This window comes from Nocardioides panacihumi, from assembly GCF_039530925.1.
Classification (GTDB): domain Bacteria; phylum Actinomycetota; class Actinomycetes; order Propionibacteriales; family Nocardioidaceae; genus Nocardioides; species Nocardioides panacihumi.
This window is the reverse complement of sequence record NZ_BAAAPB010000001.1, coordinates 1,070,349-1,093,176: the sequence shown is the minus strand read 5'-3', so window position 1 is coordinate 1,093,176 and position 22,828 is coordinate 1,070,349. Positions and strand designations below refer to the sequence as shown.

Annotated in this window: 25 protein-coding genes, 1 tRNA gene and 1 other RNA gene; 13 read left to right on the top strand and 14 right to left on the bottom strand. The window is 71.8% G+C overall.

The genetic code is table 11. From position 1 onward, the window contains the following. Nucleotides 1-2: 2 nt before the first annotated feature. The 3 genes from ABD205_RS05220 (at nucleotide 3) to ABD205_RS05210 (ending at nucleotide 1,381) form a co-directional block, all read left to right on the top strand. Nucleotides 3-533, top strand: coding sequence for a helix-turn-helix domain-containing protein (locus tag ABD205_RS05220; RefSeq protein ID WP_344043108.1), 531 nt, complete (start codon nucleotides 3-5; stop codon nucleotides 531-533). Nucleotides 534-608: 75 nt separating this feature from the next. Beyond that, nucleotides 609-992 carry a hypothetical protein gene (locus ABD205_RS05215; protein WP_344043106.1) on the top strand — a complete coding sequence of 128 codons (384 nt, stop codon included), beginning with the start codon at nucleotides 609-611 and terminating at the stop codon, nucleotides 990-992. A gap of 23 nt (nucleotides 993-1,015) precedes the next feature. Next, nucleotides 1,016-1,381 (top strand): helix-turn-helix domain-containing protein, encoded by a 366-nt coding sequence (locus ABD205_RS05210; protein WP_344043104.1) that lies wholly within the window; start codon nucleotides 1,016-1,018, stop codon nucleotides 1,379-1,381. A gap of 531 nt (nucleotides 1,382-1,912) precedes the next feature. Here the strand turns inward: ABD205_RS05210 and ABD205_RS05205 are convergent. Beyond that, nucleotides 1,913-2,497, bottom strand: coding sequence for an LOG family protein (locus tag ABD205_RS05205; protein ID WP_344043102.1), 585 nt, complete (start codon nucleotides 2,495-2,497; stop codon nucleotides 1,913-1,915). Nucleotides 2,498-2,552: 55 nt separating this feature from the next. On the opposite strand from ABD205_RS05205, the gene ABD205_RS05200 reads away from it, so the two are divergent. Further along, entirely contained in the window at nucleotides 2,553-3,260 is a 708-nt protein-coding gene (locus ABD205_RS05200; RefSeq protein ID WP_344043100.1) for a hypothetical protein, read from the top strand. Nucleotides 3,261-3,263: 3 nt separating this feature from the next. Here the strand turns inward: ABD205_RS05200 and ABD205_RS05195 are convergent, their stop codons facing one another. The 6 genes from ABD205_RS05195 to ABD205_RS05170 all read right to left on the bottom strand — a co-directional run bounded on the left by ABD205_RS05195 (nucleotide 3,264) and on the right by ABD205_RS05170 (nucleotide 9,431). Next, on the bottom strand, nucleotides 3,264-4,325 hold the full coding sequence (locus ABD205_RS05195) for an aspartate-semialdehyde dehydrogenase (RefSeq protein WP_344043098.1): 1,062 nt from the start codon (nucleotides 4,323-4,325) through the stop codon (nucleotides 3,264-3,266). Beyond that, a complete protein-coding gene (locus tag ABD205_RS05190; RefSeq protein ID WP_344043096.1) occupies nucleotides 4,322-5,602 on the bottom strand; it encodes an aspartate kinase in 1,281 nt (426 codons plus the stop codon). The genes ABD205_RS05195 and ABD205_RS05190 overlap by 4 nt, the downstream gene beginning before the upstream one ends. 105 nt (nucleotides 5,603-5,707) lie before the next feature. Further along, nucleotides 5,708-6,274: a DUF5063 domain-containing protein gene (locus ABD205_RS05185; protein ID WP_344043095.1), complete on the bottom strand. Its 567-nt coding sequence runs from the start codon at nucleotides 6,272-6,274 to the stop codon at nucleotides 5,708-5,710. Beyond that, nucleotides 6,271-6,867 (bottom strand): recombination mediator RecR, encoded by a 597-nt coding sequence (gene recR, locus ABD205_RS05180; protein ID WP_344043093.1) that lies wholly within the window; start codon nucleotides 6,865-6,867, stop codon nucleotides 6,271-6,273. The genes ABD205_RS05185 and recR overlap by 4 nt, the downstream gene beginning before the upstream one ends. A gap of 1 nt (nucleotide 6,868) precedes the next feature. Then, nucleotides 6,869-7,225 (bottom strand): YbaB/EbfC family nucleoid-associated protein, encoded by a 357-nt coding sequence (locus ABD205_RS05175; protein WP_344043091.1) that lies wholly within the window; start codon nucleotides 7,223-7,225, stop codon nucleotides 6,869-6,871. Between the two features lie 13 nt (nucleotides 7,226-7,238). Beyond that, a complete protein-coding gene (locus ABD205_RS05170; RefSeq protein WP_344043089.1) occupies nucleotides 7,239-9,431 on the bottom strand; it encodes a DNA polymerase III subunit gamma and tau in 2,193 nt (730 codons plus the stop codon). A 70-nt stretch (nucleotides 9,432-9,501) separates the two neighbouring features. Here ABD205_RS05170 and ABD205_RS05165 point away from each other — a divergent pair, with 70 nt between their 5' ends. Next, on the top strand, nucleotides 9,502-10,368 hold the full coding sequence (locus ABD205_RS05165; protein WP_344043087.1) for an NAD-dependent epimerase/dehydratase family protein: 867 nt from the start codon (nucleotides 9,502-9,504) through the stop codon (nucleotides 10,366-10,368). Nucleotides 10,369-10,591: 223 nt separating this feature from the next. Here ABD205_RS05165 and ffs read toward each other — a convergent pair. Next, nucleotides 10,592-10,682: signal recognition particle sRNA small type (gene ffs, locus ABD205_RS05160), an RNA gene on the bottom strand. 88 nt (nucleotides 10,683-10,770) lie between these two features. Between ffs and ABD205_RS05155 the strand changes: the two genes are divergently transcribed. Further along, nucleotides 10,771-10,858, top strand: a tRNA-Ser gene (locus ABD205_RS05155). 38 nt (nucleotides 10,859-10,896) lie between these two features. On the opposite strand, the gene ABD205_RS05150 is transcribed toward ABD205_RS05155, so the two are convergent. Genes ABD205_RS05150 through ABD205_RS05135 form a run of 4 tightly spaced genes read right to left on the bottom strand, consistent with a single transcriptional unit; the run spans nucleotide 10,897 to nucleotide 12,950 of the window. After that, a complete protein-coding gene (locus ABD205_RS05150; RefSeq protein ID WP_344043085.1) occupies nucleotides 10,897-11,055 on the bottom strand; it encodes a hypothetical protein in 159 nt (52 codons plus the stop codon). A gap of 13 nt (nucleotides 11,056-11,068) precedes the next feature. Further along, entirely contained in the window at nucleotides 11,069-12,331 is a 1,263-nt protein-coding gene (locus ABD205_RS05145; RefSeq protein WP_344043083.1) for an EsaB/YukD family protein, read from the bottom strand. Further along, nucleotides 12,328-12,618: a WXG100 family type VII secretion target gene (locus ABD205_RS05140; protein ID WP_344043081.1), complete on the bottom strand. Its 291-nt coding sequence runs from the start codon at nucleotides 12,616-12,618 to the stop codon at nucleotides 12,328-12,330. The genes ABD205_RS05145 and ABD205_RS05140 overlap by 4 nt, the downstream gene beginning before the upstream one ends. Before the next feature lie 8 nt (nucleotides 12,619-12,626). Further along, on the bottom strand, nucleotides 12,627-12,950 hold the full coding sequence (locus tag ABD205_RS05135) for a WXG100 family type VII secretion target (protein WP_344043079.1): 324 nt from the start codon (nucleotides 12,948-12,950) through the stop codon (nucleotides 12,627-12,629). Nucleotides 12,951-13,111: 161 nt separating this feature from the next. On the opposite strand from ABD205_RS05135, the gene ABD205_RS05130 reads away from it, so the two are divergent. Further along, nucleotides 13,112-16,447, top strand: coding sequence for an FtsK/SpoIIIE domain-containing protein (locus ABD205_RS05130; protein ID WP_344043077.1), 3,336 nt, complete (start codon nucleotides 13,112-13,114; stop codon nucleotides 16,445-16,447). Nucleotides 16,448-16,572: 125 nt separating this feature from the next. After that, nucleotides 16,573-16,752: a hypothetical protein gene (locus ABD205_RS05125; protein WP_344043075.1), complete on the top strand. Its 180-nt coding sequence runs from the start codon at nucleotides 16,573-16,575 to the stop codon at nucleotides 16,750-16,752. A gap of 91 nt (nucleotides 16,753-16,843) precedes the next feature. Here ABD205_RS05125 and ABD205_RS05120 read toward each other — a convergent pair whose 3' ends face one another. Next, nucleotides 16,844-18,469 carry a helicase HerA-like domain-containing protein gene (locus ABD205_RS05120; RefSeq protein ID WP_344043073.1) on the bottom strand — a complete coding sequence of 542 codons (1,626 nt, stop codon included), beginning with the start codon at nucleotides 18,467-18,469 and terminating at the stop codon, nucleotides 16,844-16,846. Nucleotides 18,470-18,517: 48 nt separating this feature from the next. Here ABD205_RS05120 and ABD205_RS05115 point away from each other — a divergent pair, with 48 nt between their 5' ends. Then, the gene (locus ABD205_RS05115) at nucleotides 18,518-18,808 is read left to right on the top strand and encodes a type II toxin-antitoxin system VapB family antitoxin (protein WP_344043071.1); all 291 of its coding nucleotides are present in this window, start codon (nucleotides 18,518-18,520) and stop codon (nucleotides 18,806-18,808) included. A 32-nt stretch (nucleotides 18,809-18,840) separates the two neighbouring features. Beyond that, nucleotides 18,841-19,341 (top strand): LytR C-terminal domain-containing protein, encoded by a 501-nt coding sequence (locus ABD205_RS05110; protein ID WP_344043069.1) that lies wholly within the window; start codon nucleotides 18,841-18,843, stop codon nucleotides 19,339-19,341. 4 nt (nucleotides 19,342-19,345) lie between these two features. On the opposite strand, the gene ABD205_RS05105 is transcribed toward ABD205_RS05110, so the two are convergent. Next, a complete protein-coding gene (locus tag ABD205_RS05105) occupies nucleotides 19,346-20,839 on the bottom strand; it encodes a potassium/proton antiporter (protein ID WP_344043067.1) in 1,494 nt (497 codons plus the stop codon). 84 nt (nucleotides 20,840-20,923) lie between these two features. Between ABD205_RS05105 and ABD205_RS05100 the strand changes: the two genes are divergently transcribed. The 3 genes from ABD205_RS05100 to ABD205_RS05090 all read left to right on the top strand — a co-directional run. Beyond that, nucleotides 20,924-22,132: an aminotransferase class I/II-fold pyridoxal phosphate-dependent enzyme gene (locus ABD205_RS05100; protein ID WP_344043065.1), complete on the top strand. Its 1,209-nt coding sequence runs from the start codon at nucleotides 20,924-20,926 to the stop codon at nucleotides 22,130-22,132. 57 nt (nucleotides 22,133-22,189) lie between these two features. Beyond that, entirely contained in the window at nucleotides 22,190-22,639 is a 450-nt protein-coding gene (locus ABD205_RS05095; protein WP_344043063.1) for a PPE domain-containing protein, read from the top strand. Next, the coding region (locus ABD205_RS05090) for a hypothetical protein (RefSeq protein ID WP_344043061.1) at nucleotides 22,636-22,828 on the top strand (193 nt) is incomplete at its 3' end. The genes ABD205_RS05095 and ABD205_RS05090, both read left to right, overlap by 4 nt.

Sequence of the window (22,828 nt, the reverse complement as noted above, 5' to 3'; positions counted from 1 at the left end):
TCGTGGACAGGCCCAATCTGATCCGCCAGGTCCGACTCGCCAGCAGCCGCACCCAGGCCGAGCTCGCGGCAGCGTCGGGTACCTCCCAGTCGACGCTGTCGGCGTACGAACGCGGCATCAAGTCGCCCACCCTGGCCGTAGCGGAGCGGATTATCGAGTCGGCCGGCTACACGCTGGCGCCGGCACCGCGGGTCACCTTCCGGCAGATCCAGGGCATGCACGGGCTACGTCCGTTCTGGCTCGCTGACCGGCTGTGGCAGCTGCCCCCTGGGCTGGCGTTCCGCGAGGTCACCCTCCCTTGGCACGTCGCACACGTGGCGGGCAGCTTGCATTTGCACCGGCGTCGCGACCGAGCTATCGCCTATGGCGCGCTTCTTCAGCGCGGCTCGCCGGAGGCGATGCTCGACACCATCGACGGCAATCTGCTCGTCGACATCCTCGACGACTTGGACCTGCCCGACCCGATCCATCGCGCGTGGCTTCCGTTCATCACTGGCGCGCGGGTCCCGCTCCGGCGCCTCCATCTGGACTGACGACGGCAAGCGCAGCGCCCCAACACGAGGCCCCACTGGAAACATCCCGATATTCCTTTGGTGTAATATCTGCGCATGAGGCTCCAGCTCACCGACGAACTGCTGACCTCGATCAAGGGAATCCAACGCAAGGCCCGCGAGGGCAATGCCTGGCACCGCCGGCGCCTGGAGCTCATCGCGGCTGGCCTCGAGGCCATCCGCAACCTCGAGGCCGAGCCAACTGAAGAGAACGCCGAGTTCAAGAGAGTGCGCCAGCACAAGCTGAACCCGATCTGGCGTTGGGCGCACGCCTACGAAGAAGGCATCGCCGTCCGGCTGATCTTCTGGTTCGCGCCAGATGGCGAAGTCGTGGTCGCCCTGTTCAACGGAGAGAAGGCCCGCATCGGAGACGTCTGGTACGACAGTGTCGGGACACGAGCAGATACCGCGATCGAACGCTGGAAGCGCCAAGGCGACTGATGGCACGACGAGAAGGAGGCGAGATGGCCAAGAGGACCATCACGGAGGGGTTCGTCGACGGCGACGCCGTGCTCGACGAGCTCCTCACGGAGCCGGGCATGCGCGAAGCCGTGGACCTCATCCACGAGGGCAACACCCACATGAACCGCGTCTACGCCGCCGGGCTGGCCGAGATCCGCAAGCTCGCGGCCCAGACCCAGAGCGGCCTCGCCGAGAAGATGGGTATCCAGCAGGCAGCCGTCTCGCGCATCGAGAGCCGCGACGACCTCCTGCTCTCCACCCTCGCCGAGTATGCCGCCGCTGCCGGCGCCACCAACGGCCGGATCGTGTTCCATATCAACGGCGTCGACGTCGAGCTCGCCCTCGACACCTTCGGCCACACCGAGTAGCCCGAATGGCCGCTCGCGTACCACTTACATACCACTTTGACGCCCGGGACAGGCCCGGACAGGGGGATACAGTAGGTCACACGAGGTCGGTGAAAGTCCGACGAAACCCCAGGTCATCGGCGGTTTTGTCCACGTCTGACCGGGTCTGACAGGACCCAGCGGCGCCTAGAAGAGGCCGCAGGTTCAAATCCTGTCACCCCGACCGTGTGATGTCTCAGGGCATCGAGAACACCCGGACCCACGGAAGCGTGGGTCCGGGTGTTCTTCGTTCCGGGGTTCGCGGCCGAAGGTCCTCGCCGGGATCGATGGCGGAGCCACCGTACTCAGCCTCTGATCCAGCTCGCCCGCGAGAGATTCGCGTGTCGCTGGAGTCCGTGGTCATCGGCGCCTTGCGCTACTCCCGTTCCGTGCCGCTCGCAAGCGCACACCCGTTCATGGCGGAGTCGTCCTGCGGCGCGTCCGCGGAGGTCCACGCGCACGCGCCGCATGGCACCCACGCCGAGGCACACGTCACCGGTCAGGCCGTCAGGCTCAACCGTGCAGCTTGTCGGCGAACCGCGCGTCGACCCGGCTCGCCAGACCGGTCAGCGCCTCGTCGAGCGTCCCGGCGACGACGAGGTCGTCCATCACCGCCCGGTGCACGAAACCCGCGTCGACGAGGCCGTGCAGGGCGGTGAGCAGCGGCGTCCAGAAGCCGCCGACGTCGAGGAAGGCGACCGGGTCGTCGTTGAAGCCGATCTGGCGCCAGCTCCACACCTCGAGGATCTCCTCGAGGGTGCCGAGGCCTCCGGGGAGGCAGAGGAACGCGTCGGCGTACTGCGCCATCAGCGCCTTGCGCTCGTGCATCGTCTCGACGACGTGCACCTCGGTCAGGTCGTCGCGGCCCCACTCGCGCTCGACCATCGACCGAGGGATGACGCCGACGACCTCGCCACCCGCGTCGAGCGCGCCCTGGGACACGGCGCCCATGAGACCGTGGCCACCGGCGCCGTAGACCAGTCCGAGACCGCGCTCGGCGAGGCCGCGGCCGACGTCGTACGCCGCCCGGGCCAGCGCCTCGTCGCGGCCCGACGCCGACCCGCAGAAGACCGCGACGCGGTGAAGTCCGGAGTGCACACGCGCAGCCTAGACGTGCCCCGGTCCCGTGGACGGCCGTGTCAGACTGCGGCCCATGGGGTCAGACGACAGCAAGCCGTCGCTCGAGGCGCCCTCGCTGGGCCTCCGGAGGCGGAAGCGGCCTCGGGCCGCCGGCGGTGAACCGCCGAGCGAACCCGAGCGGCCGGCGGTTGCCGAGACACCGGCCGTCGAGACACCGGCCGCCGAGACACCGGCCGTCGAGACACCGGCCGTCGAGACACCGGCCGTCGAGCGCGAGCCGGCGCCCGAGCCGGAGCCGGCGCCCGTCAGCGTCAGGGAGCACGAGCCTCAGAAGGCACCCAAGCCCGCGAAGGCGCCGAAGCCCCCCAGGCCGCCGCGCGAGCCGCGCGAGCCGCGCGGACCGATGAACGGCCGTCTGGCGGCGGTGATCGCCGGCGTCGCGGTCGCCGCGTTCCTGGTGCTGGCGACCCTCGGCGGCCTCCAGGCCTGCGAGTCAGTCCGCGGCACGACGAGCTGCGGTGGCGGGCCCGGCTTCTTCATGCTCCTGCTGATCATCGTGCTCGCGGTCGTGATCGGCGCGCTCGTGCTGCGCTGGGCGCAGGTGCCGAGCGCGGGAAGCATCAGCTTCCTCGCGGTCGCCCTGGTCGCCGTGCTGAGCGGGCTCTTCCTGCTGGACTCACTCGACCAGCCGGCCGGAGCCGTCGTGGTCGCGCTGCTGACCGTCGCGTCGTACGTGCTCGCGCACGAGGTGACCGTGCGTTACATCGACACGGCCGACTGAGCCTCAGCGAGCGCCCGCGACCAGCTCGGCGATCTGGATGGTGTTGAGCGCCGCGCCCTTGCGCAGGTTGTCACCGGAGACGAACAGCGCCAGGCCGCGACCGTCCGGGACACCCTCGTCGGCGCGGATCCGGCCGACGTACGACGGGTCCTTGCCGGCCGCCTGGAGGGGGTTCGGGATGTCGCTCAGCAGGACGCCCGGCGCGGCCGAGAGCAGCTCGTTCGCACGCTCCGGAGAGAGCGGACGCGAGAACTCCGCGTTGATCGACAGCGAGTGGCCGGTGAAGACCGGAACGCGCACGCAGATGCCCGAGACGAGCAGGTCCGGGATGCCCAGGATCTTGCGGGACTCGTTGCGGAGCTTCTGCTCCTCGTCGGTCTCGTTGAGGCCGTCGTCGACCAGGTTCCCCGCGAGCGGCAGCACGTTGAAGGCGATGGTCCGCTTGTAGACCCCGGGCTCCGGGAAGGCGACGGCCTCGCCGTCGTACGCGAGCTCGCGGGCCTTGTCACCCGCGGCCTGGATGCCGTCGGCCAGCTCGCTGACGCCGGCGATGCCCGAGCCGGACACGGCCTGGTACGTCGACACGACCAGCCGCCGCAGACCGGCCTCGTCGTGCAGCGGCTTGAGGACCGGCATGGCGGCCATGGTCGTGCAGTTGGGGTTGGCGATGATGCCGCGCCCGGCCTCGATGACCGGACGCGCGTCGTCGGGGTTGACCTCGGAGACGACGAGCGGGATCGACGGGTCCTTGCGGAAGGCGCTGGAGTTGTCAACGACGATGACCCCTGCGTCGACGAAGGCGGGGATGAGGGCACGGGAGGCCGTCGCACCGGCAGAGAAGAGCGCGATGTCGAGGCCGGTCGGGTCGGCGGTCGTGGCGTCCTCCACGACGATGTCGCGCCCCTCGTACGACAGCACCTTGCCCGCGGACCGGGCACTGGAGAAGAACCGGATCTCCTCGACCGGGAACCGCCGCTCGGCGAGGATCTGGCGCATCGCGACGCCGACCTGGCCGGTGGCGCCGACGACGCCGATCCTCACGGGCCTCATGTCCTGGCTGCTCATCGACCGGTCCCTCCGTAGACGACCGCCTCGACCTCGTCGGTGCCGAGGTCGAACGCGGTGTGGGCAGCATTGACGGCCGCCTCGACCTGCGTCTCCGAGACGACCACCGAGACGCGGATCTCGGAGGTCGAGATCATCTCGATGTTCACGCCCGCCTGGGACAGGGCCTCGAAGAACCGCGCCGAGATGCCGGGCGACGTGCTCATCCCGGCGCCGACGATCGACACCTTCCCGACCGAGTCGTCGTAGCCGAGCCGTTGGTAGCCGACGACGTCCTGCAGCTTCGCGAGCGCCGCCATCGCCATCTGGCCCTCGCCCCGCGGGAGGGTGAAGGAGATGTCGGTGAGGCCCGTCGCCGCGGCCGAGACGTTCTGGACGATCATGTCGATGTTGATCTGGGCGTCGGCGACGGCACGGAAGATCGCGGCCGCCTCGCCGACCTTGTCGGGCACGCCGACGACGGTGATCTTCGCCTGGCTGCGGTCGTGCGCGACGCCGGTGATGATGGCGGATTCCATGCTGCTGTCCTTCTGGGAGACGTCGGCTTCCTTCACGACCCAGGTGCCTTCGTTCTCGGAGAACGAGGACCGGACGTGGATCGGCATGTCGTAGCGGCGGGCGTACTCGACGCACCGCAGGTGCAGGATCTTGGCACCCTGCGCAGCCATCTCGAGCGTCTCCTCGTAGGAGATGCGCGGGATCTTCCGGGCCCGTGGCTCGATGCGGGGGTCGGCGGTGAAGATGCCGTCGACGTCGGAGTAGATCTCGCACACGTCGGCGTCGAGGGCGACCGCCAGCGCGACGGCCGTCGTGTCGGAGCCACCGCGGCCGAGGGTGGTGATGTCCTTCGTCGTCTGGGAGACGCCCTGGAAGCCGGCCACGATCGCGATCGCGCCGTCGCCGACGGCCTCGAGGATCCGGCCCGGGCGCACGTCGATGATCTTGGCCTTGCCGTGCTCGGCGTCCGTGATGACGCCGGCCTGCGAGCCGGTGAAGGAGCGCGCCTCGTAGCCGAGCGTCTGGATCGCCATCGCCAGGACGGCCATCGAGATGCGCTCGCCCGCGGTCAGCAGCATGTCCAGCTCGCGCGCCGGCGGCAGCGGGGAGACCTCGTTGGCGAGGTCGATGAGCTCGTCCGTCGTGTCACCCATCGCGGACACCACGACGACCACGTCGTGGCCCTGCTTCTTGGTGTTGACGATCCGTTGGGCGACCCGCTTGATCCCGACGGCGTCGGCGACCGACGAGCCGCCGTACTTCTGCACGACGATGCCCACGAGCTGATTCCTTCATCGACGGGGGAAGAACGCGGCCGAGTCTAGTCGGCGGCGCCACGCCACCCCGTCCTTATCCGCAGTGCGGGCGATGGCCGCGCACGGACCCTAGGCGAGCGACTCGCCCTCGAGGATCTCGTCGGCCACGGCGAGGTCCTCGTCCTCACCGCTGAACTCGGCGTCGAGCCGGTCGTGCGAGACCACCGTGAGGAGCGCGTTGAGCGCGGCACCGGCCAGGTTGCCCCAGTTGGAGACGTAGGAGAACTGCCACCACCAGAGGGCCTCCTCGGCGTCGCCGAGCCGGTAGTGCCGCAGGCCGTTCTCGAGGTCGGCCGCGATGCTGGTCAGGTCGTCGGAGAGCTGGCTCACGACGATCTCGGGCGCATACGGGTCGAAGACGAAGCTGTAGGTGTCGGCGTATCCGAGGATGCCGGCCAGCCGCAGCCGCAGCTCGTCGAGGTCGGCCTCCGGCCCGACGTCGGGCTGGTACTCCTCCCGCGGGACGAAGTCTCGCTGAGCACCCAGCCGCGCACCGGCGAGCAGGACCTGGCTGACCTCGAGCAGCAGCAGAGGTACGGCGCTGCCGGTGTCACCCTCGGCACCGATCGCGCGCAGGGCGAGCAGGAAGCTCTCGACCTGGTCGGCGATCTCGTGCGCGAATGCCTCGTCCGTCACTGTGCAGCCCTCCGTCCGACGAACGCTCGACCGAGGGTCACCTCGTCGGCGTACTCCAAGTCTCCGCCCACCGGCAGCCCACTGGCCAGCCTGGTCACCGTCAGCCCGAAGGGCGCCAGCTGACGGATGAGGTACGTCGCTGTGGCCTCGCCCTCGAGGTTCGGGTCGGTCGCCAGGATGATCTCGGTGAGCTGGGTGTCGGTGAGCCTCGTCATCAGCTCGCGGATCCTCAGCTGGTCGGGGCCGACACCGTCGATCGGGCTGATCGCGCCGCCGAGCACGTGGTAGCGGCCGCGGAACTCACGCGTCCGCTCGATCGCGACGACGTCCTTGTACTCCTCAACGACGCACAGCACCGTCGGGTCGCGCCGAGGGTCGCGGCAGATCCGGCACGTCTCCTCCTCGGAGACGTTGAAGCAGATGTTGCAGAACTTCACCCGCTGCTTGACCTCGACGAGCACGTCCGCGAGGCGTCGTACGTCGACCGGGTCGGCCTGCAGGAGGTGGAACGCGATCCGCTGGGCGCTCTTCGGTCCGACGCCGGGGAGCCGGCCGAGCTCGTCGATGAGGTCCTGGACGACTCCTTCGTACACCTCAGAATCCCAGCTTGAAGGGCGAGTCAGGGTCGTCGAAGGCGCCGGCGATCGGACCGAGCGACTGCCCGGCGAGCGCGTCGGCCTGCTGCTTGGCGTCGCGGTAGGCGGCGACGATGAGGTCGCTCAGGTCGGAGAGGCTGTCGGCGTCGCTGCCGTCGAACTCGCCGGCCTTGATGTCGACGCGCTGCAGCTCACCGACGCCGTTGACCGTCACCGTGACAGCGCCGCCGGCGACCGTGCCGTCGACCGTGGTCTCGGCCAGCTGGGCCTGCGCGCTCGCGAGCTGCTCCTGCATCTGCTGGGCCTGCCCGAGCAGCGCGTTGAGGTCGAGGCCGCCGAAGGGGTTGTCGGTCATGCTTGTCAGTCTCTCACTGGTGGCGGATCTCTTCGATGATCTGGGCGCCCAGCTCGCGCTGGAGCAGCTCGGCACCGCCGAGGTTGTCGATGTCGGCGTCGAGGTCGTCCGGGTGGGCGTGCGCGTCCGCGGCACGCAGCTCCTCGGCCGTGTTGTCGGTCGGTTGCCCACCCACACGGGTCGGCTGGATGGCGCCTCGGGCGGCCTCGATGGCCCGGCCGTCCAGACGGCTCTCCACGGCCTGCTCGTCAGACGCCCTCGGCGACCCCGCCGCCCCTGGTGCCCCTGGGGCCTCGGGCGGCTCCGGCGGTCCCGGCGGAGGCTCGACCGCCCATGGCGGGGCGTCCTGTGCGTCGGGAGTCGGCGGGGCCTCCTGGGCCGGGCGGGCCGGGCGGGCCGGCGCCGCGGACGCGTCGGCAGCCGGGGTCGGCGTCGGCTGGGCGGGGTGCGCCGCACCGGGCTGCACGCCGGGGTCGACGATCGCCTCGATCCGCCACTCGGCGCCGATCACGTTCACGAGCGCCTGCTTGAGGTGCGGCTCGTGCCCGCCGGTCGCGTACTGCTCCCGCAGGCCCGAGGTGGTGAAGCCGATGGTGAGCGTGTCGCCCTGGAGGCCGACGATCTGCGCGTGGCTGCTCAACAGGGCCCAGGTCGCCCTGCGCAGGCCGCTCAGCGCCTGGATCACGTCGGGCCAGAGTCGCCGCGCGTCGACGACGGTGAGGCCGCCGGTCGCCGGTTGCTGCGTGGCGGCGGCCGGCTCCTCCGTCGCCGCCGGGGCCGCGGGCGGTGCCTGGCTGACGGGCTCGTCGACGGGCTCGACGAAGGTCTCGACGGGCTGGTCGGCCATCGGCGGAGCGGGCGTGGGCTCGCTGGCGGAGGCCGGCTCCGGCTGGTCGACCGAGTGCGACGCGGCGGCAGGTGACGGCGCTCCGATGGGCGCTGCCGGCCGCTCCGGCGTCGGCGCGGCTGCCCGGGGCGACGGGCGGTCCTGAGCCGGCGGGGCCGGGGCGGCGACGGGCACGGCGCTCGGCATACCGCTGACCGACAGGCGCCGCTCGACCCGGTCGAGGCGGGCCGCGAGGCCCTCGGTGCCGTGGTCGGCGCCCGGCAGCAGGACACGTGCGCAGATCAGCTCGAGGAGCAGGCGCGGCGCCGTCGCGCCTCGCATCTCGGTCAGGCCGGTGGCGACCAGGTCGGCGGCGCGGGACAGCTCGGTCGCCCCGAACCGGCCGGCCTGCGCGACCAACCGTTGACCGGCGTCGGGAGCGACGTCGATGAGGCCGGTGGCTGGGGCGTCGGGGACTGCCGAGACGATGACGAGGTCACGCAGCCGGCGGAGGAGGTCCTCGGTGAACCGCCGCGGGTCCTGGCCGGTCTCGATCACCTTGTCGACGACGCCGAACACGGCCGAGCCGTCGGCGGCGGCGAACGCGTCGACCACCTCGTCGAGCAGCGAGTCGGGCGTGTAGCCGAGCAGCCCGGCGGCCAGGTCGTACGTCACGCCCTCAGGGCCCGCCCCGCCGAGCAGCTGGTCCATGACCGACAGGGTGTCGCGAGCGGAGCCGGCGCCGGCGCGAACGATGAGCGGCAGGGCGGCCGTCTCCACCGCGACGCCCTCGTTCTCGCAGATCTCGGAGAGGTACGCCGACAGGAGTCGCGGCGGGATGAGGCGGAACGGGTAGTGGTGCGTCCGCGACCGGATGGTCGGGATCACCTTCTCGGGCTCGGTCGTCGCGAAGATGAAGCGGAGGTGCGGAGGGGGCTCCTCGACGAGCTTGAGCAGGGCGTTGAAGCCCTGCGTCGAGACCATGTGGGCCTCGTCGATGATGTAGACCTTGTAGCGGCTGCGGACCGGCGCGAAGAACGCCTTCTCCCGCAGGTCACGGGCGTCGTCGACGCCGCCGTGGGAGGCCGCGTCGATCTCGATCACGTCGATGCTTCCGGGGCCGCCGCGAGCCAGCTCGCGACAGGACTCGCACTCACCGCACGGGTCGGCGACAGGCGCCTTCTCGCAGTTCAGCGCCCGCGCGAGGATCCGCGCGCTCGTCGTCTTGCCACATCCGCGCGGCCCGGAGAACAGGTAGGCGTGGTTGACGCGGTTGTTGGCGAGCGCGGCACGCAGCGGCGTGGTGACGTGCTCCTGGCCGATGACCTCGGAGAACGTCTCGGGCCGGTAGCGGCGATACAGCGCCAGGGGTGACTCCACGCTGAAACCCTAACCACCCACGCCGACATCCGCCGACGCCGTCACCCGGTTCGGCCACTACGCTGCCGAGATGGGGTCCGCGTCAGGCAGGCTGGTCGTCGTCTCGGGTGGAGGCGGGAAGCTCGGCAGGGCAGTCGTCGCCGAGCTCGTCGAGCACGGTTGGGACGTCGTGGTCTTCGACCGCCGGGCCCCTGAGCGCTCGGACGTCACGTTCCTCCCGGTCGATCTCACCGACTACGCCGCGGTGCTCGACGCCATGCTCGGGGTCGAGGAGCGGTACGACGCAGTCGACGCCGTCGTACACCTCGCAGCCGTCCCGGCACCCGGGCTGCTCGGCGACCATGCGACGTTCGCCAACAACATGAATGCGACGTATCACGTCTTCACCGCGGCCCGCAGAGCCCGCGTGACGAACATCGTCTGGGCCTCCAGCGAGACCGTCCTCGGGTTACCGTTCGACACCCCGCCGCCGTACGTGCCCGTCGACGAGGAGTACGCGCCGCGCCCCGAGAGCACCTACTCCCTCGTGAAGACGCTCGAGGAGGCCATGGCAGCGCAACTGTGCCGCTGGGACCCACGCCTGAAGATGTACGGGCTGCGCTTCTCGAACGTCATGGAGCCGCACGACTACGCGTCCTTCGCCTCGTTCGACGCGGACGCCCGCCTGCGCAAGTGGAACCTCTGGGGCTACATCGACGCCCGCGACGGCGCTCAGGCCGTGCGTCGCGCGCTCGACCACCCCGGCACGGGTATGGAGCTCTTCGTCATCGCCAACGCCGACACCGTCATGTCGCGCCCCAACAGCGAGCTGCTCGCCGAGGTGTTCCCCGGCGTCGAGGTCCGCGGTGACGTGGGCGAGCACGACACGCTCCTGTCGATCGACAAGGCGCGGCGGGTGCTGGGTTACGAGCCGCAGCACAGCTGGCGCGACGCCTGACCCGCGCCGCCTACCGTCCTGAAGACGCAAAGGCCCCCCGTGCACATCGAGCCGAGCCTCGCTGACCCGCGCCGTCTTCCGTCCTGAGGACGCAAAGGCCCCCCGTGCACATCGGGCCGAGCCTCGCTGACCCGCGCCGTCTTCCGTCCTGAAGACGCAAAGGCCCCCCGTGCACATCGGGCCGAGCCTCGCTGACCCGCGCCGTCTTCCGTCCTGAAGACGCAAAGGCCCCCCGTGCACCCGACAGAGCTCGCTTATCCTTGCTGCCTTCCGGCCCTGGGGAGATTCGGCAAGATACCGCCGCACGGGGGGTTGGCGGTGAGTCTAGGCGAGTCGCGCCACGGCCACCAAAGCGACCGCAGGATTTCGCCGTGGTGCCGCCCGGCGGATAGCCTCCTCCACGGAGCTGTCGCCTAGTGGCCTATGGCGCTCGCTTGGAAAGCGGGTTGGGTTAACGCCCTCGGGGGTTCGAATCCCCCCAGCTCCGCCACACGAATGGCGTCGGCTCTTGCCGACGCCATTCGCGCATCACCACAGGTGCCTGGCCACCTCGACGCCGACCAGCGCCGCGGCGATGACGACCCCACCGAGCATCGGTCGCACGACTCCGGGCGGCGGTTCGCTGGTGCCGATCAGTGCCGCCAGGAGGCGCCGCAGCTCGTAGGCCGCCGCCTCGATCTCGCTCACGTCAGCTGCCCCCTCACCTCAGGTGGCCCAGTGCGCCGGTGGCGAGCACCAGCAGTGGCAGGAGAGCGGCCAGGCAGGCGCTCTCCAGAGCCTGCAGGGCCGGTCGCAGGAGGAGACCGTGGCCGCGCGCGTCCCCGCGTCGCGAGGGCACGAGCCACGCCGCCACGAGGAGCACGCCGCCGGCACCGGCGAGCACCAGGGATCCGATCGGCCGCCACGGCTCGTGCATCCCCAGCGCGACGCCGGCCGTGAGCAGGAGCCCCAGTCCGCCGGCCAGGAGCCCAGGAAGCACCTCGGCCGCCGAGATGTGGTGTCGTGAGCGAAGCAGCGCGAACGCCGACGCGCACGAGGCCAGGGCGATCCCGCTCGGGCCCTGGGCGGCAACCACGGGGGTGACGGTCAGCTGGACGATCGCCAAGCCGACTGCGACCCCGACCAACAGCTCGCGTGCGACGCGCGCCTCGTCGGCGAGGCGCCCGGCGTCGACGCGGCCGCGGGGCCGCGAGATGCGTCCGACCGCGATCCATGGCACCGCGGCGGCGGTCAGGACAGCGGTGACGAGCAGGACGCCGGCGAGGGCCCCGAGGGGGACCGACCGCGCCGACAAGGCAGCACCCACCGCAGCGGCTGCGGTCGCGACGACGAGGACCGGCAGCAGTCGGAGGCGTCGGCCAGGCAGGCCCGCCATCGCGATCGAGGCGGTCGCGAGGCCCGCACCGCCGCCGGCCGCCCACGCCACCCCGGCACCGGGGCGCAGGCTCGAAGCGAGCAGCCCGGCGGCGATGGCCGCGTACGCGCACGCAGCCGTGACCGCGACGACCGCCGGACCCGGTGCGACCCGACCGAGCGCGATCCCGCCGGCGAGCAGCAGAAGTGCGACGGCGGCGCCTGCACGCGTCTCTCCGGCGACCGCGACCGAGAGCGCGCCTAGCAGGAGCAGCAGCGCGGCCGCGGCCGGCGTCGGCCAGCGCGGTGGCTCACGGGGTGGCCCAGCGGTCGCCAGCGCCTCGGCGTGGTCATCGTGGACGACCGGCGGCGGAGGCGCGGGAGCGAGGGTCAGCACGGCTCCGTCGACGACGGACTGCGGCGCCAGGCCCGGGGAGTCGGCGAGAGTCGCTCCCGTGGCGGTGCAGAGTCGCAGGCCGTCGTACGACACCACGCCGAGGCGGCGAGCGAGGGTCGGCACGAGCTCGGCGACCGGCAACGCGGGCGGAACGGCGACGTCGAGCCGGCGCGCGCCCGCCACGACGCTCACCCGGAGGAGCGCGCCGCTCACCGGAACGCCCTCGCACCGGCCACGTCGGCGCTCCGATAGGCCTCCTGGGCGACACCGACCGCGGTGCCGAGCCGAGCGAGCAGCAGGCGCATCTCATGTTGGGCGGACTCCCAGACGGTCCTGGCCTCGAGGTAGGCATGCTGGGCGGATCCGTACCACTCGACATCGAGCGGTCCGAGCTCCGCCGCGAGCCGCTCGATGCGCTCCTCGGAGGCGGTCACGGCACGCGCGAGATCCGCTGCAGCCTGCTGCAGTGCGGCGTGGTCGACGGTGATGATGTCGGACATCAGGTCTCCTATCGCTGGTCGGCGTCGAGGCGGCCGGCGAACGAGCCGATCGCAGCTGCCTGCGCCTGGTCGGTCGCGAGGTTGAGCCGTTCGACGGCGGTGAGCTCGTCGTGGAACCACTGCAGCTTGGCGGTGACCCGCGTCTGCTGACGGGCCCATTCGGCGTAGGCGGAGGCGAACGCGCGCCCGCCCGCTCCCTGCCAGCGCGAACCGAGCGCGACCTGGCCGGTGAGCGAGGCGAGCAGGCCGTCGAGGTCGGCCTTGGCGGTGAGGGCGAGGCGGGCGGCGCGGTCCAGCGCGCCGACCACCTGGCCGGTGGTGGTGGCAGTCATCGGGTCCTTCCTGCGCGGTGCGGGCGCACCGCGGTACGGGCCTCTCTGCCCTCGCCGACCCCCGGGAAACCTGCATCCCTGCTTTTCCACAACCGCCTGTCTCGGCGTCGCGGACTGTCCCCGCGGCGACCTAGCGTTCGGCACCTCGGGAAGGAGTCACTGTGGACCGGATCGTGTTGCGCCCGCCGCCGAGCCTGGGTCGCGGCGAGTCGAACGGGGCGTTGGCCGCCGCGCTGCCGATCCTGGGCGGCCTCGGCTCGCTCAGCCTGTTGGCGACCATGGGCGGCGGCCCGCGGCAGTACGTCGGCATCGGCCTCCTCGTCGGCGCCTCGATCCTGGTCGCCGCGCTCCAGCTCGAGCGGCAGCGCCGCCAGCGGGCCCGATCGGCCGACGCGCTGCGGCGCGACTACCTCGCCCACCTGACCGGTGCGCGTCACGACCTCAGGGCTGCCGGCGACGCTCAGCGTGTGGCCGCCCTCGCCCGCCATCCAGCCCCGAGAGCCCTGGCCGCTCTCGTCGAGGCTCACAGCTGGCGGCCGGACGACGGGACGGTCGTGAGGTACGGCGTCGCGGACCTCCCACTCACGGCCGCGCCCGCCCTCCCTGAGATCAGCGTGGGGGCGGATCCCGTCTGCGCCCAGGCCGTCCGGCGCCTCGCGGGCACGTACGCGACGGTGCCGGGGCTCCCCGCGACACTCGATCTGGCGTCCGTCAGGGACCTGAGCGCCTCCGAGGGAACCGCCCGTGCGCTGGTCTGCTCCGCCGCGGGGTGCGCGGGCCTCGTCATCGCGGTGATCGCGGCACCGGAGGCGCTCCGGCGCTGGGACTGGGTGAAGTGGCTTCCCCAGGCGGCCAGCCCTCTGGCCGTGGACGCCGTCGGGCCGCGACGACTCGTGGCGGGCTCGATGACCGAGCTGGCACCACTGCTGCCGCAGCGTGGGCACGTGCTGCTGGTCGTGGACGGCCTGCCCCGGCCTCGACCCGATCGTCCGGCGACGCTGCTGCACGTCGCCGACCACCTCGCGGCCGACGGACGGGCGCTGCCGGGCACGCCCGACGACTGCCCGGTCGAGGTCGCGGAGGCGTTCGCCCGACGCTGCGTGGCCGGAGCGACAGACGCCCTCCCGGCGGCCCCCGACTGGTCGACGCGGCGACCCGAGGAGCACCTCCGGGTCGTGCTGGGCACGTCCGACGACGGTTCGGAGGTGGTGCTCGACCTCAAGGAGTCCGCCCTCGGTGGCTCGGGGCCGCACGGCATGGTCATCGGGGCGACCGGCTCCGGGAAATCGGAGCTCCTCCGGGCACTCATCCTTCGGCTGGCGCTGACCCATCCGCCCGACGACCTCAATCTGGTGCTCGTCGACTTCAAGGGCGGCGCGGCGTTCGACGGGCTCTCCCGTCTGCCGCACGTCTCGGCCCTGATCACGAACCTGGCCGACGAGCTGGACCTGCTCGACAGGACCGCCGATGCGCTCCTCAGCGAGCTCACCAGGCGCCAGGAGCTGGTCCGCGCAGGGGGCGGCGACCGGAGCGGTCTCCCGACCCTCCTGGTCGTGGTCGACGAGTTCGCCGAGCTGCTCGCCGCCCGGCCGGAGCTCGGCGAGCTGTTCGTGACGCTCGGACGACTCGGCCGCAGCCTGGGCATCCACCTGTTGCTGGCATCGCAACGCCTGGACGACGGTCGCTGGCGCGGCCTGGAGTCGCACCTGTCGTTCCGGATCGGGTTGCGAACATTCACGGCCGAGGAGTCGCGGACGGTGCTCGGCGTGGCAGACGCCTACGAGCTTCCGCCGAGCCCCGGTGTGGGATACCTGCGGACGGCCCCGCGCACGCTGGTCCGATTCCGGGCGCCGTACGTCGGCACCGTGCTGAGCCTGCCGGCGGACCCGACCCTCCTGCTGCCCTTCCGGGCCAGGCGGGTCGTCGGTCCGGTCCCTGCGGGTGTGCCCCTCGTCCGCGCCGCCGTGGCCGCCATGGAGGGGCGCGGTCAGGCCCACCAGATCTGGCTGCCACCCCTCGACCGTCCCCCGACGCTCGGTCGCCTGCTGCCGGGCCTCACGCTCGATCCGGCCCGCGGTCTCGGGCAGCGGTCAAGGACCGTCCCACTGGGCGAGGTGGACCGGCCACGGTTGCAGCGGCGCGACCGCCTCGAGGTCGACCTCACCCGTGGCAGCGTCGCGATCGTCGGCGTCGGCGGGAGCGGCCGCAGCACGCTGTTGCGCACGGCCGTCGCAGGGCTCGCCCTGACGCGGACCCCGGACGAGGTCTCGGTGCACCTGCTCGACGTGGGTGGAGCGCTCGCCCCGCTCGCGGGTTTGCCTCACGTCGCCGGCATCGCCGGCCGTGACGATCCCGGGCTGGCGAGCCGGATCATCGCCGAGCTCGACCGGGGCGCGGACCGTCCGGCGGTGCTGGTCGTGGACGACTGGACGACGCTTCGACACGAGCTGCCCGACCTCGAGGACGAGCTGGCCAGGCTCGCGCGACGTGGCCCGGCGCGCGCCGTCCGGCTGCTCGTCGCCGCCGGACGGTGGTCGGACATGGGGGCATCGGTGCGCGACGGTTTCGCCACTCGCATCGAGCTGCGTCTGGGCGACCCGATCGACTCCGAGGTCGATCGGCGACTGGCGGCCGCGGTCCCGCGCGACAGCCCCGGACGGGGGATCGTCGACGGGGCCCACTTCCTGGCGGCGGTGCCGCGCCTGGGCCCGGACGACGATGCCGCCGGTGCCGACGAGGCCCTCGGCGCGCTCGTCGACGCGGTCGCCCTGCACTGGCCGGGCCCGCCTCGCGTGCGACTCCGAGCGCTGCCCGGACGGGTGCACCTCGACGACCTTCCCCGGGACGAGCGGCTCCGGCTGGGGATCCTCGAGCAGGACGACGCCGTCCGGTCCCTGCCGACACCTGGCCACCTGCTCGTCCTCGGGGACGGCGGATCAGGCCGGACGACCCTGCTGCGCACGATCCTCAGGGAGATCACCCGGACGCGACCCGCGGACCAGATCGTCGTGATCGACCCGCGAGCCACCCTCGTCGGCGAGGTGACCGCCGAGCAGCTGCTGGCGCACGTGACCGGCGACCCCACCTCGACCGTGGCGGAGCTGGCCACGGAGCTGGCCAGGCGCACACGGGGTCGAGCGCGCGGTCCGGACGTCTGGGTCGTCGCCGACGACCTCGACCTGCTGCCGGCGGCGGTGTGGCAGCCACTCGTACCCCTGCTCGCACGGGCCGGCGACATCGGGCTCCACGTCACAGTCGCCCGGCGCGCTGGAGGCGCCGGTCGGGCGATCTACGAGCCCCTGCTCAGCACTCTGCGGGACCTCCGCAGCCCCGGGGTCCTGCTCTCGGGCAGTCCCGAGGACGGGCCACTGCTCGCCGGGGTGCGAGCACGGGCGGCACCGCCGGGTCGCGCCCGCTGGGTCGGTCCGGACGGCGACGAGGAGGCGTTCCAGGTGGCGCTGTCGGAACCGCTACGGTTGGATCGATCCAAGTGTTAAATTGATCTAAGTTCATCGACTAAGATTAGCGACTAAACGAAGCCGTAACCTGGGGTCAATCTTCCGGCGACCTCGAGGGTGCAGGCTGAAGCCACCAGGACCCCCAAGACACCGAGGAGGTTGAGATGGAGAACCCCACCACGACCGACCGGGACAGCGAGCTCGACGGCGTCTCGACGCAGCGAAGCAGCCTCAAGTCCCGCCACGCCAGCGCCCTCGCCAAGCTCATGATCGAGCGCGAGGACCTGCGCGGCACGCACGCGTTCGCCGACTTCATCGACGACTCGCTGCGCTGGTCCGCCTGAGCTCCAGGACGTCATACGACCCGGTCGCCTGAGCGACCGGGTCGTATGACGTTGCGGGCGACGTTGCGGGCGACGTTGCGGGCGACGAGGGTCAGTGGCGCTTGAACATGTTGCGGACAAGCTCCCTGGCGGCGGTGTTCATCGCGTTCTTGAACGCCGACGACTTCACGACGTCCTCCAGGAGGGAGTCGTCGTCCTTCTGGGGCTTCGCGGTCTTCCCGGCCTTCTTCCGGGCCGCCGCCTCCGCGGCGTCCTGCTTCGCCGCCACCTTCGCCTCGGCCGCGGCCTTCTCAGCCGCCTGAGCAGCGGCCATCTTCTCGCCGAGGGCCTCGGCGGCCGACGGGTTGTTCACCGCGGTCGCGTACGTGGCGTACATCGGCGACGCCTTCACAGCCGCCTCGATGGCGGCCGGGTCGGTGGCGGCCATGAGCGACTCCGGCGCCCGCAGCCGCGTCCACGCGACCGGGGTCGGCGCGCCGCGCTCGTTCATCACCGTCACGATCGCCTCGCCGATGCCGAGCGTCGTGATGACGGTGCCGAGGTCGTCGTACGACGACGTCGGGTAGGTGTCGACGGTCTGCTTGAGCGCCTTGGCGTCGTTGGGCGTGTTGACGCGGAGCTGGTGCTGGATCCGCGAGCCGAGCTGGGCCAGGACGTCCTCGTGGATGTCGGTGGGCGACTGGCTGATGAAGAAGACGCCGACGCCCTTCGAGCGGATCAGCCGCACGGTCTGGGTGATGGTCTGGAGGAAGTCCTTCGACGCGCCGTCGAACAGCAGGTGCGCCTCGTCGAAGAAGAACACCAGCTTCGGCTTGTCGGGGTCACCGACCTCGGGCAGCTTCCGGAACAGGTCGGTGAGCAGCCACATGAGGAAGGTCGAGAAGATCGCCGGCCGGTCGGTGAGGTTCGGCAGCTCGAGGAGCGAGATCCGGCCACGCCCGTCGCCCTCGGTCTTGAGGAACTCGGCGGAGTCGAAGGCCGGCTCGCCGAAGAACGCGTCGGCGCCCTGGTCCTGGAACGCGATCAGCTCGCGCAGGATGACCCCCACCGTCGCCGACGAGAGGCCGCCCAGGTCTGCGAGGTCGGCCTTGCCCTGGTCGCTGGTGAGGTACTGCAGAACCGCCCGCAGGTCGGCCAGGTCGATCAGTGCGAGCCCCGCGCTCTTCGCGTAGTGGAACACCAGCCCGAGCGACGACTCCTGGGTGTCGTTGAGCTGGAGCACCTTCGCGAGCAGCGTCGCGCCGAACGTATCGACGGTCACCCGCACCGGGATGCCCGAGCCGACGCCGCCGAGGGCGTAGTACTGCACCGGGAAGCTCTTCGCCGACCAGTCCTGCCCGACCGACTTCGTCCGCGCGGTCAGCTTGTCGCTCGGCTGCCCGGGCGACGCGAGCCCGGACAGGTCGCCCTTGATGTCGGCGGCGAAGACCGGCACGCCGTTGGTGGCGAGCTGCTCGGCGATGAGCTGGAGGGTCTTGGTCTTGCCGGTGCCGGTCGCGCCTGCGACGAGGCCGTGCCGGTTGAGCATCCCGAGCGGGATCCTGATGTGCACGTCGGTGAGGGTCTCCGCGTCGACCATGAGGCCGCCGAGCTCGAGCGCCGTGCCGTCGAACTCGTAGCCCGGCGCCACCTTCGCGGCGATCGGGTCGGTCGGCGCGGGCGCAGCGGCTGCAGCAGGCGGCTCGGCGGGCTCGGGCGTGGCCGGGGTGTCCGTCATGACCCTGAGCCTAAGGCGCATCGCAACGTGGTCGTTATAGTCGCGAAGGTGATCTTCAAGCGTGTGGGCGACGGACGCCCCTACCCCGATCACGGGCTGTCGGCGAAGGAGTGGGCGGGCGTCCCGCCCCGTCAGGTGCGGCTCGACGAGCTGGTCACCACGAAGGACACCTTGCAGCTCGCGGCCCTGCTCGACGAGGACTCGACGTTCTACGGCGACCTCTTCGCCCACGTCGTGGAGTGGAACGGGGAGCTCTACCTCGAGGACGGTCTGCATCGCGCCCTTCGCGCCGCCCTGCAGCAACGCCACATCCTGCACGCCCGCGTCCACACCATGTAGCTGCCCGTGCGCGTGCAACTAGGCTCCCGTTCATGACCCAGGGGGTGAAGACGCTGATCACGCTCGCCGTGCTCGCGGCTCTGCTGGCTTTCGCGACGGTGTGGGGGTGGTCCGCGCTCACCGCGCCGTTGCCGGGGCTCGCGAACGCACCTGCCTGCGTCGAGACGCCGATCTCGGCCGGCGACACGGTGACCCCGCAGCAGGTCACGGTGAGCGTGCTCAACGCGGGCAAGCGCGCCGGCCTCGCGAGCCGCACCATGGTCGCGCTCACCGACCAGGGCTTCAACAAGGGCGACAGCGCCAACGCGCCGGCCAAGACCAGCGTGGGCTACGCCCAGATCTGGACCGACGACCCGGACAGTCCCGCGGTCGCGCTCGTGGCCAGCCGGATCGACCACGTCCGGATCGTGCAGCACGACGTCGACCAGGTCGGTGTCGTCGTCGTCGTGGGCGACAAGTTCCGCCAGCTCAGCAAGGGTGAGCCGTCCGTCAAGGCGACGAAGCCGACGACGATCTGCTCGCCGGCCGGCTGAGGCGTCAGTCGCGGAGCCACTGCGCCAACCGGCCGTGGCGGCTGACCTGGCGCAACCGGCGCTCCGTGCGCTCGCGTACGTCGCGGGGCGTGACGACGAGGACGTCGTCGAGCGCCCGCAGCACCGTCCGCTTCTCCGGCACGATCGCGTCCCCGTCCCGGACGACGAGCGAGACCGACGCTCCGGCCGGCAGCCGGAGCTCGCCGACCTCGACGCCGTGCAGGCGTGAGCCGCGAGTGATGGTGATCTGCAACAGGTCCGCGGCGACCCGCTCGAGGGGTGCGGCCTCGAGGTCGAGCGCCCTCGGATCGGACGGACGTGCGACCCCGAGGAGCCGCGCGACCCACGGGAGCGACGGCGCCGTCAGCAGCGTGTAGACGACGACCATCACGAACACGAGGTCGAAGAGCCGCTCGGCGCCGTGGACGTGCTCGGCCAGCGGGATCGTCGTGAGGACGATGGGTACGGCGCCCCGCAGGCCCGCCCACGACAGGAACGCCTGCTCCCGCCAGGTGAGGCGCGTGACGAGGCCGCTGACCACCACCGAGAGCGGTCGCGCGACGAAGGTGAGCACGAGCCCCGCAGCCAGAGCCAGGCCGACGATGTGCCAGGTGATCCGGCCGGGTGAGAGCAGGAGGCCGAGCATGACGAAGAGGCCGATCTGGGCCAGCCAGGCCAGTCCCTCGGCGAACGAGCGCGTCGCGCCGCGGTGCGGCAGCTCGGCGTTGCCGAGGACCAGCGCAGCGACGTACACGGCGGCGAAGCCGCTGCCGTGGGCGACACCGCCCGCGCCGTACGCGAGGAAGGTCAGCGCGAGCACGGCGAGCGGGTAGAGGCCCGTCGACGGCAGGGCGGCCCGACGCATCAGCCAGCCACCACCGAAGCCGACGGCGAGGCCGAGCAGGGTGCCCACGGCGAGCTCGTAGGCGATGATCCCCACCACGGCCCAGAGTGGATGCTCGTCCATCGCACCGGTCGCGATGAGCGTCACGAGCACGACGGTCGGGGCGTCGTTGAGTCCCGACTCGGTCTCGAGCGCACCTGTCAGCCGCTTGGGCAGCGGCACGACCCGCAGCACCGAGAAGACCGCCGCGGCGTCGGTCGGAGCGGTGACCGCTCCGAGGAGCACCGCGATCTGCCAGCCGAGGCCGAGCACGAAGTGCCCGGCGAGCGCGACGACGGCCACGGTGATGGCGACACCGAGCGTCGCCAGCGACGTGCCGAGCCGCAAGGACGGCCGCACCTGGTGCCACTCGGTGGTCAGACCACCCTCGGCGAGGATGAGCGCGAGGGCGGCGAACCCGAGCGCGTGCGCCAGCTCGGCGTCCTCGAACTGGATGCCCATGCCCGCCTCGCCGAGCACGACGCCCATGAGCAGGTAGACGAGCAGGGTCGGCAGCCCGGTCCGCGACGAGACGCGCACCGCGAGGATCGCGCACAGGGTGACAGCCGAGCCCACCAGCACGAACGTGTCGAGCTGGTGGATGTCGAAGCTCATGTCACCTCGCTTGAGGGGGTGGCGGGATCCGATCCTATCGGTCCGACTCGGACCCTCCGGGCGGAGGAGGTTAGGTTGAAACCCATGACCGCCGAACGCGTCGAGGGCCGCTGGGGCGCCGCCTCGCGAGCGAACGTTCCGCCGTTCCACGTGATGGACATGATCGAGGCGTCGACGGCACGTCAGCGCACCCACGGAGACGCTCTCAACCTGCTCTCGGGGCAGCCGTCGACGGGTGCGCCGGCCGCCGTCGCCGAGGAGGCCGTGCGCCTGCTCCGGTCGAGCGACCCCCTCGGCTACACACCCGCGACCGGCATCCTCGAGCTGCGCGAGGCGATCGCCGGCCACTACGGCACCCGCTACGACCTCGACGTCTCCCCGGACGACGTCGTCGTCACCACCGGGGCCAGCGGGGGCTTCCTCCTCGCCTTCCTCGCCGCGTTCGAGGTCGGCGACAGGGTTGCGATGGCGCGCCCCAACTACCCCTGCTACCGCAACGTCCTCCAGGCGCTCGGCTGCGAGGTCGTCGAGATCGAGACGGGCCCGGAGACCCGCTTCCAGCCGACCGTGGAGCAGCTGGACGCGCTGCATCGTGCCGGGTCCGGCCTCCAGGGCGTGCTGCTCGCCTCGCCCGCCAACCCGACGGGCACCATGGTGCTGCCCGAGGAGCTCGCCGCGATCGCCGCCTGGTGCGAGGAGCACCGGGTGCAGCTGATCTCCGACGAGATCTACCACGGCATCGAGTACGCACCGCTCGCCGGCCACGCCGCCCTCGCCCGCTGCGCCTGGGAGACGAGTCGGGAGGCCGTCGTCTTCGGGAGCTTCAGCAAGTACTTCTCGATGACGGGCTGGCGCATCGGCTGGCTGCTCGCTCCCCGGCGGCTGCGGCGGCCGATCGACGTGCTCACCGGCAACTTCACGATCTGCCCGCCGACGTTGGCCCAGCGGGCCGCCGTACGCGCCTTCACGCCGGAGGCGATCACCGAGCTGGACGGCCACGTCACCAGGTACGCCGCCAACCGGGCGCTCCTCCTCGACGGCCTGCCGGGCCTGGGGATCACCCGGCTGGCGCCCGCCGACGGCGCGTTCTACGTGTACGCCGACGTCGGCCACCTGACCGACGACACGATGGCCTTCGCGCACCACCTCCTGGCGACCACCGGCGTGGCTGTCGCACCAGGGATCGACTTCGACACGACCGACGGCGGGCGCTTCCTGCGGATGTCCTTCGCGGGCGACGGCGGGGAGATCCGCGAGGCACTCGAACGGTTGTCCACAGCGCTGGCCCGCTGAGGTTTCCGACCGACCTCCCCGGGCAGGCTCCACGGCGAGGCCGGTGAGGAGGAGACCGTGTATGCAGATCCGCAGGAGGTCCGGGCCATCGCGCGCCGGATCCGTGAGCAGGGCGCGCAGGTGCGGGCCGAGGCCAGCGACCTCGTCGACCGCAGCCGCGCGGTCGGCTGGAGCGGCCTGGCCGGCACCGCGATGGCGGCCCAGACGGCGGTCCAGGCGCGCGTCCTCGCCGGGGTCGCCGAGCAGCACGAGGCGGCCGCCCGCGCCCTCGAGGCACACGCGACGGCCGTCGAGGAGGCGCTGGCGCTGATCGCCGAGATCGAGCGGCGCGTCCACGGGGCGGTCGATGCCGCGAGGAGCCGGCTCAGGAAGGTCGCAGACGGCCTGCTCGACACGGTCGGGGACGCCGACGAGACGCTCGCGGGCTTCGTGCCACCCGGTCCGGGCAGCCCGCGGTGGCTGCAGGTCCGACTGCCCGGCGTCGCGCTGCCGGGTCCGCCTCGGTGAGGCGCCCGGAGGGTCCGGCGGCCGAGGCACCCGTCCACGTCACCCGCGTCGCGGGCGGAGAGCAGCTCGTCTGCCTGCCCCGCCGCGACGTGCTCAGCATGGCCGACTGCTTCGACCACGCGGGCGCACGGACGCTCGCCCATGCAGGGCGCGCCGCGCGGGCAGCCGGCTCGCCCCACCTGCTGGCCT